Here is a 14852-nt window from a genome sequence, read left to right on the forward strand (position 1 = left end):
GGATACTGTTTTGGTGAGTTGCAAGATTGCATTTCGCCATGGCGATCGCTAATCTGCCATATGGCGAAATGCAATCTTGGCGGGAGACCCGCACCCCTTGGTATTGATTCATTGCTTTCGTAGCTATGATATAAAATTATTTTGCGCGAATATCCAATATCACCATTTCCTTGGCACTTCAAGTTCTTTGACATTCAAAATTGAAATTTAGAGAGAAAATATTTTTTGTTAAATTTTATTAACTTATAATTTTTTATAAATATCTTTGTATGAACGAATTTGGCAAATTCATCATGACACAAATATTTTTCACCAAGTAGTAGTTTTGTTACTAAAATACTTATTTATGAAAGCTCTACCCACACCGCTTTTTATCCCGAACAACGGAGTTCAAGAATTATTGCGTTCCTACGATAAATTTCGAATTGTACGCATTATTGTAATTTTTTTACTATTCGGAGTTAGAACATTTACACAAAACCTAAATCCATGTGATGAAGCTGACTATCCTTTTACCGGCACACCGGCAACAACACTTTGTGAACAATACCCAAATTTTAATTGTAACATTGAAATTGGTGAAGGAACACAAGTCACACATTCTTCACAAATAGGAAGTAGTTATACAGGAAATGTATGTATAAAGGGTGATTTTTATATAAATAACATATTTACATTTTTGAATTGTGTAATAAAAATTGATCCTGGTGTTTCAATATATGTAGTCTCGCCACATTCCTTAATTAGTCGTCCTTTTGGAATTAAAGGATCTAAGTTATTTGCATGTACTGAAATGTGGAACGGAATTATATTGTCAAATAATACCACAATATTTACACAAAACTCAATAATCGAAGATGCTTTAACTGCAATTCAGGCTAAAAATACAGTCCATAATACATTGAGTATAGTAAGTACAACATTTAATCGTGATCTAGTAGGGATCCATTTAGAACAAATAACAGGAACATCTAATGCTCCTATGTTTTATCAATTCAATAGAAACACTTTTTCATGTTCAGCGCCATTAAATGGGACAACGGATAAAATTACTTTTGCAGGTATAAAAACAATAAATGTGCCCATGACAATAAACCCTATTATTGAGTCTTATTATAACACATTTCAAAAAATACAATATGGGATATTTTCTGAAGGCGAAAATACGGTAATAGCTGGTCGATTTTTTAGATTTTTCGAGATAAAAAGAGATGGTATATTTCTCAATGAAGGATCATTGTTTCTTAAATCATCAACATTTAGAAATTGTGAAGAAAACGGAATTAATATTAACAAAGCTCAAATAATTGATGTAAAAGAAGGAATTAGCTGTACTATAAATCAAAATTGCCCTGAACGACCATCTATTAAGGGTGTTTATATTAAAGGATTTGCATTAAGCTCAGAAACTCATATTAAACTTTATTTTGTAGCAGATACAAAGGGTAAGAATACTAAAGTAACAGGAATTCAATTGGACGGCGGCAAGATTGAAGATGGTTCTAATATTGTTATTAGCGGATCTACATTTAATATTTCTGCAAGATATGGATCTGGAGTATTTTTAAATGGCAATTTCCCGGTGACATCACATTCTGAATTGTACAATAATAATTTTATTACTGGCAATCCAGATGAAGTAGGTGATATGATTTATGCTTTAAATTTAACGGGGGATAAAAATAATTTAGATATTATTGGCAATAACTTTACAGGGACGGGTTACTGGAATTGGGCAATATACGCAAATGGCTCACGTGGTGTTAATAATCAAATCTCCTCTAATTATCTAGAAGGCTCTACCGGGTATTATCAAACTGGAGGAATTAATTTTTTTATAGGTCTATATGTTAAGGATTTTCAAAACACTACATACTGTAACAATACAAATAATAATGGCTCAAATAGAGGATACGATTTTTACGGAACAAATACAGGAACTGCATTTAAAGAAAATAAAACAATTTTAACTCCTGGTGGATTATTTATTCATACTAATTCGACCATTGGGGGCCAAAAGCATGAAGGAAATGAATGGTTTTATTTATTGATAGGTAATACTCTTATTATTGCCGGTAATCATGCAACATGTGAATCACCAGATTACGCTCAGTACAATAGATTTGTTGTGCATACTCCGCAGAGTGTTCGTAATCCTAATGGTGGTTATTCATATTATTCAAGTTATTATCCCGATAATATTACTCCAAATAGTCCTTTGTATGAATTTTATAAAACTGACTTAAATGGAAGTCCTTCGAGTTCATGTGTTCAGGAATTAACTAATCCAGAAGATCCTGAGTTATTGGAAATGCAACTAGCTGATGAAGTTTATCCATTTCCGGAAAATGATACGGTTACAGAATGGAACCTCAAAAGCTATTTGTATAAGAAATTAAGAAGAGATACAAGTTTACTTAATACTTATTCATCTTTTGTAAATTTTCTTTCAGAAAATGAAAATACTAATATCGGCTATTTTTATAATTTGTCAAAAAAGATCGAAGAAGCATTTACTGCGCATGACACAATCAAAACACAAAGCAAGTATATCCTCGATGAAATTATAGAAATTGTAGATAGCCTTAGTATAGTTGATAATCAAATCGAAAATGATTCTGATCAAACTTCAATATTAATTTTAGAATCTTTAAAATTGACTAATATCAACCAAATTATTGATTTACTTAATAATTATTTTTATAGAAATCAAGTTTATAAGACTAATCAAATATTAAGATTGGAAGAAGCTGATTTATTGGTTCAATCTATTAATCCCTTGACAACCTTGGAGATAAATGAATATCAAGTAAAACGAACTTACTTAGAATTGTTACTGAATAATCAAACTCAACTTAATTCAACGCAAATTCAAATTTTAAAGAATATCGGAGTGCAGTGTCAATCGACAGGTGGACTTGCGGTTATTGAAGCGTTAACATTATTGCCAGAATGTGAATTACAAATAATGGACCTATGCCCGAATGCCATATTGGCCGATGTAAATCCAATTACTATTGAATTACCAGAAGAAGAAGAAATGGTAGGTCCTACAGAAAAAAATCGAATACAGTTATCACTTTCAAAATCAACACCCTTGGAGTTTTTTGTTACAATTCCGAATGGTAATACAGCACAAGTTTGTGTTTTTGACATTAATGGGAAAGAAGTATTTAAACAAGTTATTTCTACCAATAATCAATCTATTAATCTGGACAATTTAGTTCAATTTGGTATATATTTCGCCAAAATACAACTAGAAAATGGAAATTTTATTACAGAAAAACTGGTAGTGAATTCTAAATAATATTGTATTAATCTATATTTTATTGTGTTAAGAATTAGTTCAGATAATTTCATTTTAGTTGTTCTCTTTTTTATTCTTACTTGGCTAACAGTCAAGATAAATATGATTATCAATGGGTAATTGGTTATGATACTACTGTATCTAAGCAATATGGCAATGGTATCTTATTAAATTTTAATGATGTTCCAGTTAATGTCTCATTGCTAAAAACTATTAATAATTTCAGTATGGAGGGCTCAAATACAAGTATATGCGATGAAAATGGTAAATTATTATTTTATTCGAATGGTTGTAATGTTTTAGATGCAAGAGGTATGATTATGGAAAATGGAGATTCTATTAATCCAGGTCTTGTCCAATCTAGCCACTGCCCAAGTGGAAATCCAGCCTCTCAAGGTGTTATAGCATTACCTGCACCAGGAAGTAAAAACCTTTATTATCTTTTCAATTTGGATTTAGATATACCCTATTTTATGATGCCTCAATATGTTGGAATAGCCCCAGAAAGGATTTATTACTGCATGATTGATATGTCCTTAAATTCTGGCTTCGGGAAAGTTGTATTAAAGAATCAAATTGCATTAAAGGATACTTTTGGGCGCTCAAATTTGCAAGCTACGAAACATGCTAATGGTATTGATTGGTGGCTAATTGCCCCAAAATCACATACAAATTGTTATTTTCTAACCTTATTAAGTTCAGCAGGAATTCAACCCAGTGTTTTAAAATGTTCAGGAGAAGATTTTAATGATGCTGATCTTCAAGGTCAAGCCGTATTTTCGCCTGATGGAAAAAAGTTTATTCGGTTTCTTCCAAGAAATGGCCTTAATATATATGATTTTAATAATGAAACAGGAGATTTGACAAGCCCTGTTAGGATTTCTTTTGATCAAGATACATTTCATGTTGCAGGAGTTGCAGTTTCAGCAAATTCTAGATATTTATATGCATCCGCACTAAAAAAAATATATCAATTTGATCTCCATGCAAGTGATGTAGAAGCAAGTAAATTATTGATAGGAGTATGGGATGGATACGCAGACCCTTATCCAACAGTTTTCTATTTGTCAGCATTGGCGCCTGATGGAAAAATATATATAGCAGGAACGAGTACACATAACTATTTACATATCATTCATCAACCAAATTGCCAAGGTCAGAATTGTAAATTTGAACAAAGGGGCTTAAAACTACCTGGATATAATTTCATTTCTATTACAAATATCCCACATTATAGATCTCAAAACATAACTCTTCCATGTGATTCCATAATGGTTTCAAGTAAAGGGATTAATAATTCAACCTCAGTATTTTTGTATCCCAATCCCGCACAAGAATATATAATAATAGATGCTGAAAATAAATTGCCAGAAGCAACAATTGAAATTTACGATCTTTTAATGAGAAGGATTATACATAGAAAAATAACTGAAAATATTGTAAAAATTGATTTAAAGAATATTGAAAATGGAATTTATACACTATTAGTAAAATCGAATGATGCAATAATTGCTGTTGAGAAAATAATTATTGAAAAGTGAATTTAAATGCTAAAAAGCTATTATAATTCAACAAATTAAATAAGCGGTTAGCTACCCTGCAGAACGAATTTAAGAAAAACTATTCTTTCTCCTCTATCTCTAATGAACAAAAGTATTTAAGTAGTTTTTTTTATTAGAAATCTGAGAAAGTATTCTTCTTAGAAATTAATAACGGAATCCAATGCCTCGTCAGCGTCTTTAGTTATGAAATTAGATTGGTATCCAATTGTTGTAGTTATTGATGTATGTCGATATAGTTTTTGAAGCATCTGAATTGGAATCCGATCTCCAGAAAGATTACCGAAAGTATGCCGAGCAATATGCATGGTGAGTTTTTTATTAATGTCTAGTTCAAAGGCGAGCTTCTGCAACGCTTCATCTATAGTCTTTGTAGCATTAGAAATTTTCTTCTGCACTTCAAACAAATCGGACTGATTACGGACATTCTCCAGATTTGAAAAAACGAATCCGGTTTTATTTTTCGTCTTGGGCTTATAAAAAGTCAAAATTATTGAGGCCTTTTCTGGTATTTTTAAAGAGCCCCCTTTTGCGTTTTTACCCATAGTATAGGTTAGTCTGCCATTATCAATATCTGACCATTTCAATCTAAGCAAATCAGAAATACGCATTCCTGCAAAGTAAAATGACAGGAGCCATAAATTACGAACATGATTCAATGAAGATTCCGCTGAAAATTTAGCATTCTCGAGTTTTTTAACTTCTTCTATAGTGAGACTGACTTTTTGTGAATCTGGAAATTTTATTTTTATCTTGTCCTTTCCAAATGGATAATACTTTGGATCTAGAAGATTGCCTAAAATTGTTTGAGAAAATATAGAGCGGATTACAACAAGATGGTTTATAATTGTCCTATCCGTTATCTCCCTTGTAGATTTTAAGTAAGCTTTAAATTTATTGAGTAGCGGAATTGTAATTTCCTGAAAAGTAATATCTCCACCTTTGGTAAATTCATAAAATCTATTGATTCGTGGCTTATCGGCTGAATACCTATTATATTTTCCTTCCTTTTTTAAATTGTCTAAATATATTTCAGCTTGGCTTTTAAAGGTGGTGTTATCGTTATTAGTTAATTTTTGCTTTATGGATTTAGCGGAAACTACTTCCTTTTCAGTGGCCAGCTCTAGGTATTTGCCATTAGCTTCCGTTAACTTTCGTAGCAGATACTTATTTAACTCAGAATGATTCGAATTAGTCTTCTTTACTTTTTGATTTGTCTCATCCCAATCAATTGCATCGATGTACTGGCCAATATGAATTAGTGATGCTTTCCTATTTTTAATAATCTGAATACAAATTGGAAACTTTCCTTCTTTGTTTGCTTTCTTTCTAAGAATAAGTTTAAGAGATGCCACTATACAAAGATAATATATTTAGGTCGAACATAGGTCGAACATTTTTTGTTTTTATATGGTTTTATCTGTATTCATATAAAATTTAATACTTTGTAATATAGCTATTTACATATTTATAAAACCATATGAAATCATAATTGGCAGGACTTAAAATCCTGTGGGCAGTAATGTCCGTGCGGGTTCAAGTCCCGCCCCGGGTACAAAAATCAGAGCGAGAATCAGAGCGAAAGCGAAAGATTATCGTTCTGATTTTTTCTTCGTTCTCTTTCTGTTTCTCACTCTCTACCCAGAAAAATCAGAGCGAGAATCAGAGCGAAAGCGAAAGATTATCGTGCTGATTTTTTCTTCGTTCTCTTTCTGTTTCTCACTCTCTACCCAGAAAAATCAGAGCGAGAATCAGAGCGAAAGCGATAGATTATCGTGCTGATTTTTCTTCGTTCTCTTTCTGTTTCTCACTCTCTCCAGAAAAATCAGAGCGAGAATCAGAGCGAAAGCGATAGATTATCGTGCTGATTTTTTCTTCGTTCTCTTTCTGTTTCTCACTCTCTACCCAGAAAAATCAGAGCGAGAATCAGAGCGAAAGCGAAAGATTATCGTTCTGATTTTTTCTTCGTTCTCTTTCTGTTTCTCACTCTCTACCCAGAAAAATCAGAGCGAGAATCAGAGCGAAAGCGATAGATTATCGTGCTGATTTTTTCTTCGTTCTCTTTCTGTTTCTCACTCTCTACCCAGAAAAATCAGAGCGAGAATCAGAGCGAAAGCGATAGATTATCGTTCTGATTTTTTCTTCGTTCTCTTTCTGTTTCTCACTCTCTGACCTGAAAAATCAGAGCGAGAATCAGAGCGAAAGCGATAGATTATCGTTCTGATTTTTTCTTCGTTCTCTTTCTGTTTCTCACTCTCTACCCAGAAAAATCAGAGCGAGAATCAGAGCGAAAGCGAAAGATTATCGTTCTGATTTTTTCTTCGTTCTCTTTCTCACCCTATACACTACACTATGTTTGATTTCCAACAACTGGAAGTTTATAAGAAAGCAAAAGCTTTTCATTTCGAAATGCAACAAATCATCCGTTTGGCTTCATTGCACAGATCTATCTCTGATCAACTTTTTAGGGCTTCTTTAAGTGTTCCGCTTAACATTGCTGAAGGTTCAGGGAGATTTTCTAAATCGGATAGAAGGAATTTTTTTATCATTGCCCGGAGTTCAATTTTTGAGACAGTTGCTATCTTAGATATTTTACATGACTCTAAACACTTATCCGAACAGCAGTTTAAAAATTTATTAAGTAATAGTGAAGAACTTTCTAAAATTTTATTCGCTATGATCAAAAATCTTGAAAAAACACATTAATAAAAATCAGAGCGAGAATCAGAGCGAGAATTAGAACGAGAATCAGAGCGAGAATCAGAGCGAGAGCGATAGATTATCGTTCTGATTTTTTCTTCGTTCTCTTTCTCACCCTATACACTACACTATGTTTGATTTCCAACAACTGGAAGTTTATAAGAAAGCAAAAGCTTTTCATGTCTAAATGCAACAAATCATCTGTTTGGCTTCATTGTACAGATTTATTTCTGATCAAAGTTTTTATTCACTCTGATGCTCACTAGGAAAATTAATTATCCTGCTAAGTGAATTCGCCTATTTTTTACAATCTGATAACGCTTTAATTTTTCCGGATTTTTTAAACGGTATGTTAATTATACGCCAGGAGGATTTACCGGGTTCTGCAAGGGTATTGCTGCTGATGGTAACGATCTCTGCATCTTCTCGAGTGATGTTCATTTTTGATACAGGACCAAGACACGATAATCCATCGATGTTGGTTTTTAATATGCCAAAATTCAATATTTTATCATAATAAATTCCAAAATAATCTTTACCTGCAATCATATCAATCACCTGCTCATAAGGTGTCGATGGGATTAAATTATTCCATTTGATTTCACCATCCGGGCTGACTGCTGCACACATCATCCCGCCGGAATGACCATAAGCGTCTGCCACAAATACCAATCCACCTTTGGAATCTGCAACAGCCGTTTTGATATCAAAATGTTGATCCGTCTTGTAAGTGTAAGACCAAAACATCCTGCCTTCCAAATCAGATTTTATGATCAACAAATCTTTCCTTTTTGATATAGTCTCCACCGATCCTAAAAAATACGAATAACCCTGATCGGATGATAATACTTTATGAATGCTGATTTCGGAAAATTTAGCACGATCGGCATGGAAATGAAACTGACTCGTAATTGTGCCTTTTGGAGATAAGAAGAGTACAGGAAGAATGAAATATTTTTTTCTTGTTTCTGCATCAATGTAAGCGCCCTTTTGCAAATAGTGCATGAGAAAACTACCATTGCTTAAAGTAATAAGTTCGGTCATATCATCCACCAGCCTAACTATTCTGGTCCATTTTATTGCACCAGTTGGATCAATAAAAGTAAGATATGCATCGTACGGGGAAACTGCCGGATTCCTGTGTGCCATTAAAACACTGCCCGATGGATCGGTAATCATGGATGGTTCTTCAATACCTTTTAAGGAATCGGAAACCAAAGACCACATCGGTTCCATCCCTTTACCATAACAAGATATCACCGCTTGCTTTTCTTTAAATCCATATCCTGAAAAAATCAAATTACTTCCGGACATGGCCACTTTTTCCCACCTGAAATCATGCATGCCATCACCCATTGCATAGGCCTCAAAGTTCTCACTCCCGAATTTTCCAAACGCTACGAAACCATCTTTCTGGCTACTACCGGATGAACGCTCCGCATATTTTCCACTCTCCCCACACATCACAAACCGATCATCACCCAAACCTGTTGCATCGCAGGTGATACCTTTATTTTCAAGGTGGTTCGCATTTTGACCACCGGAATCACTGGCACACGAACTCATAAACACTCCTAAAAAAATAATTCGTGTTAACACCCCATATTTCCATTTCACCTTTTTCAATTTTATTTATTTTAAAATATTCTTCGATATCAGTTCCATCACACCCCGCCAAAGTCAGCTCTGCAACCCTCACTAGCTCATTAACTAATTAGCTCATTAACTAATTAGCTCATTAACTAATTAATTCAACTACCTCACCACACTAACATCCCCGGACAATGTAACCGTCGTCCCATCTATCCTCGTTGCTTTGACATAATATACGAAAACACCCGGATTCACTGGTTCCCCTTTAAAGTTGCCGTCCCAGCCCGCCTGCAGATCATTCACCATAAAATTGCCGGATAGAAATACCAGGTTGCCCCATCGGTCATAAATTCTGAATTCGTCCACTTGTTTGATGGAATGATTTCCAAACACCGTGACAAAATCATTTTGCTGATCTCCATTCGGAGAAAAAACATTGGGCACCCAAATTTGCGTATTGTTGTCCACACGGATCTGAACAATAGCGGTACTGGTGCATCCCAGACGATCAGTTACGGTGAGTGTATAATTTTTTGATCGTAGAATATTCACTTCAGGATTCAAACAATCACTGCAACTCAAACCATCCGAAGGAGACCAAAGAATGGTTATCGGATTGAAGTTCAATAAAGGTTTTAGAATTATTTTATCACCCAGGGTGATGTCAATTTTATTTTCAAGCTCTGTTTCCAATTCGATGGGAACAATCAAACTGAAATACTGAGTGTCGATGCAATTCAATGAATCCTTGATCAAAACTTTGTAATCACCAGGAGGCAAATTGCTGACTGAATTCAATTTTCCAAAATTCCTGCCGTCGTCAAAACTGAATAAAAATTCAGGAATTCCTCTGATCGCCCGTGCGCTCGCTCCCCCAAATTGCTCATCATAACAACGAATCGAATCTACCGTAAGTGCAGCCGTTACCTGATCTACAATTAAGCGGGTATTGATCACACTGTCACATCCATTGATGGTATTCAGGGTATCTACAAATACTCCTGCCTGATCATATTTTTTGGATCCTACCTGAATGAATTGACCTTCGCAAATCATGCGTGGATTTTGTAAAGCAAATATAGGATGCACCGTTAACGATGTTCTGATGATGCTGTCGCATCCATTAAAAGTCTGCAGCGTATCCAAATAGCTTCCGGCATTGGCATAAATTTTATTTCCTACCTGTACACTTTGGCGATCACAGATCACCGGTTGGAAATTCATATCATAGACCGGGTTAACCTGTAAGGAAGTTCGAATGATGCTGTCGCAATTAAAAATGCTTTCCAACGTATCCAAATAATTTCCGGTGTTCCCGTAAAATTTATTGCCCACCTGTATGCTTTCTCCTGCACAGATAATTTGGTTGTTGACCTGATCAAATACAGGTCTTACTATCAATGAAGTGTTGATGATGCTGTCACATCCGGAAACGGTGGATAAAGTGTCGGTATAAATTCCTGTTGCGGTATATTGCTTGTTACCCACCTGAACAAAAGCACCTTCGCAGATTTGTTTGTTGTTGGAAAAAATATAAACCGGCAAAACTTGCAAATCGGTATGTATGATGCTGTCACAACAGTATCGATTGCTAAAAACGTCTTTATAACGTCCCGATTTGGTATATACATTATTGCCTACCTGATGACTTGCTCCCTCACAAATATTTACTTTTTGCGTATCGTTTTGCACCTGTGTTAAATCAATAATTTCAAAAGTCAGGGTATCTGAAACACATCCAAATTCATCCCTGGCATTTGCCTGGTGTAATCCGATTGACAAGCCACTGAACAAGCCATCTCCTGTCCAACGGTCGCCATCCAAAGAATAGTAATAGAGCGGATAAGAACCGGTTGCCAGAAGGTTTACAAAAGGTGTAGGATGGCAACAAGATTTATCCAACTGCGCAGAATCTATTGTAAGTGTAATCACATGTTGGTAATCCCCAATTATCAATTGCCGACTCACCATGCAATTACGTTGATCACGGATGTTGATGGTATAACTACCCGGATCCAAAGGATCAAATATGCCCTGACTCAACCAATTACCATTGTTGTTCAACTCATATTGATAAGGTGGAATTCCGCCTACCCCGATAATGACAATACGACCTGAATCTTTACAACTTCTTGCACGAACCATCAACACACTATCCTTCAAAGCAGGAATTGCCGGTGGGAGTTTTTGGACATAGGGCTTAATGCACTGCCCAACTTTTGAATATATGGTGATCAAAGAGGAAGGATTGTATTTAAAAATAGTGTCTTTAGTAAAATTAATTCCATCTCTGGAATATAAAGTAATGCTGTCCGCTGCACCTGTATGAATACTCAGAATGGTAGCAGACTTTGCATTGCAGGAATCTTCCAGACTCAGGCTTACATTGAGCTCAGGATCCAACACTGTGATGCTAAAAGTATCATAGACTTTCATGTTGCATCTGTCTCCCAATTCTACAAAATAAGTGGTGGTGCTGTCCGGAGTAATGATGGGATTGAAAGTCGTCGGATTGTTGATGCCATTGGAAGGTTTCCAGGAATAAGTTGCAAATTTAGAAGGAACAGAAACCTGAATGGATTCCCCTTTACAAATGATATAATCATCTAGCACCGCAATTTCGCTTACATAATCCAGACAAAACTGTTGGACATTGATTGCACCTCCTGTCGCAGCGGTAAAACCAAAATACACCAAAGGATCTGATCTGAAAATTGTCTCAATAATATCTCCCCTGTACTCCAATCTCAACTGACAATCCACATATATCTGAAAAAGATTGCTCTGAGGTGTCCACTTTACTCTGCAATTATGAAATCTGCAATCCTCTGCATTTGCCAAATTCGGAAAAATTCCCACCGGACCGGCCAACTGATCAGGTGATGCATGACTCACGTTTCCATTTCTCATCAAAGACATATGATCATATACCGGATCACTATAATTTCCATTTTCCCAGGTGTCAAATTCAATCGCTAAACTTGGTCTGATCCCTTGATATCCCAGGCCACCACCAGATACACCAATGGAAGTTGAGATCGGTTGAAGAACAAATGCTATACCATCTGCGCCGGCTCCATCGATGCAACCAAGATTAAGCTGAAAGTAAATGTCAAATGGTCTTGTTAGATCTATTTTATCCTCGTACCATACACTACCCGTTTCATAATTTTTTTCTTCTGTGAGTAAATAACAATCATTCCCTAAATACGTCGCATCCTGATTCAGCACAAACTTTTTATTCTTTGTGCTTTTACAACTGTCCGGTATTTCAAAACTGCTGATCAGTGTACAATTTTTTTCATCTGTAATGGTGACATTATAATTTCCTGGTACCAGCAACTGGAACAGACTATCCGTCTGGATGTAGGTTTTGTTACTGATCAGATATCGATAAGGTGGTTTGCCGCCTTCCACTCTTATTCCGGCTGTTCCATCGCTGATGCAATGAGATGGTGTAACATCGATACCAATCAACTTTAGGGGTCGGGTTACTTCCACTTGAATTGAAATACTGTCGTTGGATGAATCAAAATCAGTTCCATTATTTGGATTGGAAAGCAAGAAAGTAACGGTATGCATTCCATTCGGAACAGACAAACAATTAAAAGAAATATTCTGACTTTGTCCGGCAGCAAAACTGCCACTCCAATTGTTATTGAGTACTAAATTCCCATCGAGCAAAAATTGAATATCCAATTTGGTGATGGTACTGATGCCTTCATTCTTTACAACCAAAATTGGACATAAACTATCCCCGCAAAGGTCTGATTGAAAACGGATATCCTTGGCTGCTACATCAAGATTACCGACTGGTTGGCATCCGCGGGAACTGATCAGATAATTTCTTCTGGTTTCCAAAGTGGCAACCATCCTGGTCTTTTGACCCTGTGAAAAATGCACCGGTTGACAGGAGGAATAATCCATGTAATTCGTATTGTCATCAGGAAGATCCGGTGCATCAGTATTGCAGGAATTTGTATTGCAAGGGGCAAAAGAAGCGGAATTGTCTGGAGGCGTATCACAGACCCTGTCTCCGTCCAGCAGGCAGTTGTTGTTTACACATCCTCCATTAAAAGTATGGTCCAGTCCAAAGTAATGTCCCATTTCATGAGCCGTAACAGTCGTACCGCCCACAGAAGTCCAATACCTGGCCTCTTGCATAATTCCATCCACCGTACAAGGAGCACCCGGAAAATAAGCAAAGCCCGCAAGACCACAACCAAAATTGGCATTGAACAAATCTGTCACCAACCAGATGTTGACGTACTGACGGCAATCCCAGGAAACCAAACTTTTAATGGCCGCATCGCTGGAGGCATCAGTTCCGGGAGAACACATGGGTTCATTGACCAGATTGCTAAAGGTGCGGGTGATGCCATTGGTAGGTTTGCCGGCAGGATCCCTTCTTGCTAAACAAAATCGGATTTCAACATCGACTCCTGAATTTGTTTTAAAAGGTCCTTCATTGGAAAAGGATTGATTTAACAAATCCAAACCATTCTCCACCTGTTGATTGGTAAGATTATTGCCTTGCCCGATTGGCGTTCCCGGAGGAACCACCAAATGTATGACTACGGGTATAGTGTAAACGATTCTTGAAAAATCGGTATGCGGGCCATTTTGATCCCGACGGACCGTATATTCATAAATGTCCCGCTCCATCTCAAGGAATGCTTTCCTGTATTCCGGGCTGGTTCTTAGCAGTTTTTGGTGAAATTCCTCGTGGGCACAATACGGGCTGATGCCCTGTCCAAAAACGAATTGGACAAGGATAAATAAGCCTGAGAGAATAAGATATTTATGCATACTTCGAAGATCCTTTCGTAGAGTTAAAAGCTGCATGAGCCCCTTTTGGTACATTTTGAACCCTCAATATTATGCCAAAGTAAGGATTCCGTAACTACCGGAGGGTAAAGTCTTGCATTTCAATTTTAAATAATTTGCAACAATTGACCAAAAAAGCCGTTTTTTCTATTCGGAAACTGATAACGAATTTGGTTTTTAGGTATTTAGATTTGAATTTGGTTAAATCAGGGTTAAAAAACTACTGATAAAACCAATCACAAAATCATTTATTGTAGTTTTGTCTTTGTAAATTATTGATCCACCATAACTTTTAAAAATGCTTCAATCTCTTTTCTCAAAATCTTCTGTTCTGATGCTGGCAATTGTAATTTCTGCCAATCTTATTTCATGTGCCCAGACTCCGGCCAAAGATGCCAACAATGGCTATAAAGCAGAGCAAGAAGGGTGGTTAGTCAATCTCGATGAAGCCTATGCACTATCCAAGAAAACCAATAAGCCCATCATGGCAAATTTTACCGGTTCAGACTGGTGCGGATGGTGCAAGCGTTTGTCCGCAGCAGTCTTTGTTAAAGATGATTTTAAAGCATGGGCAAAGAAAAATGTGATTCTGTTGGAATTAGATTTCCCAAGGGGAAAAGCCATCCCGGATGCCATCAGGACCCAAAATGCTAATCTTCAGCAGGCGTTCCAAGTTTCAGGATACCCTACGATTTGGGTATTTGACCTGGAGAAAGATAAGAAAACCAATCAATACCAGATCAACGCGCTTGGCAAAACAGGATATACCGCCACTGTTCAGGAATTTACTTCCGGCGTAGACCAAATGATAGCCAAGAGAGCTGCAAAGTAGATTTTTTTTAAACAGTTTTATTCATGAGGCAGTC

Annotated in this window: 7 protein-coding genes and 1 tRNA gene; 5 read left to right on the plus strand and 3 right to left on the minus strand. The window is 36.2% G+C overall.

The window, feature by feature from the left end; all coding sequences use genetic code 11:
- Window positions 1–346 precede the first annotated feature (346 nt).
- Window positions 347–3307: a T9SS type A sorting domain-containing protein gene (locus tag IPJ83_15010; protein ID MBK7881848.1), complete on the plus strand. Its 2961-nt coding sequence runs from the start codon at window positions 347–349 to the stop codon at window positions 3305–3307.
- Window positions 3308–3387: 80 nt separating this feature from the next.
- On the plus strand, window positions 3388–4848 hold the full coding sequence (locus tag IPJ83_15015; GenBank protein MBK7881849.1) for a T9SS type A sorting domain-containing protein: 1461 nt from the start codon (window positions 3388–3390) through the stop codon (window positions 4846–4848).
- Between the two features lie 158 nt (window positions 4849–5006).
- On the opposite strand, the gene IPJ83_15020 is transcribed toward IPJ83_15015, so the two are convergent.
- A complete protein-coding gene (locus tag IPJ83_15020; protein MBK7881850.1) occupies window positions 5007–6224 on the minus strand; it encodes a site-specific integrase in 1218 nt (405 codons plus the stop codon).
- A gap of 117 nt (window positions 6225–6341) precedes the next feature.
- Between IPJ83_15020 and IPJ83_15025 the strand changes: the two genes are divergently transcribed.
- Window positions 6342–6421: transfer RNA gene (locus IPJ83_15025), tRNA-Leu, on the plus strand.
- 797 nt (window positions 6422–7218) lie between these two features.
- A complete protein-coding gene (locus tag IPJ83_15030; protein ID MBK7881851.1) occupies window positions 7219–7572 on the plus strand; it encodes a four helix bundle protein in 354 nt (117 codons plus the stop codon).
- A 291-nt stretch (window positions 7573–7863) separates the two neighbouring features.
- On the opposite strand, the gene IPJ83_15035 is transcribed toward IPJ83_15030, so the two are convergent.
- A complete protein-coding gene (locus tag IPJ83_15035) occupies window positions 7864–9192 on the minus strand; it encodes a hypothetical protein (GenBank protein ID MBK7881852.1) in 1329 nt (442 codons plus the stop codon).
- A 129-nt stretch (window positions 9193–9321) separates the two neighbouring features.
- On the minus strand, window positions 9322–14004 hold the full coding sequence (locus IPJ83_15040) for a gliding motility-associated C-terminal domain-containing protein (protein MBK7881853.1): 4683 nt from the start codon (window positions 14002–14004) through the stop codon (window positions 9322–9324).
- Window positions 14005–14320: 316 nt separating this feature from the next.
- Here IPJ83_15040 and IPJ83_15045 point away from each other — a divergent pair, with 316 nt between their 5' ends.
- The gene (locus IPJ83_15045) at window positions 14321–14818 is read left to right on the plus strand and encodes a thioredoxin family protein (protein MBK7881854.1); all 498 of its coding nucleotides are present in this window, start codon (window positions 14321–14323) and stop codon (window positions 14816–14818) included.
- The last annotated feature ends 34 nt before the right edge of the window (window positions 14819–14852 follow it).

The sequence above is a fragment of the Candidatus Vicinibacter proximus genome (genome assembly GCA_016713905.1).
Classification (GTDB): Bacteria; Bacteroidota; Bacteroidia; order Chitinophagales; family Saprospiraceae; genus Vicinibacter; species Vicinibacter proximus.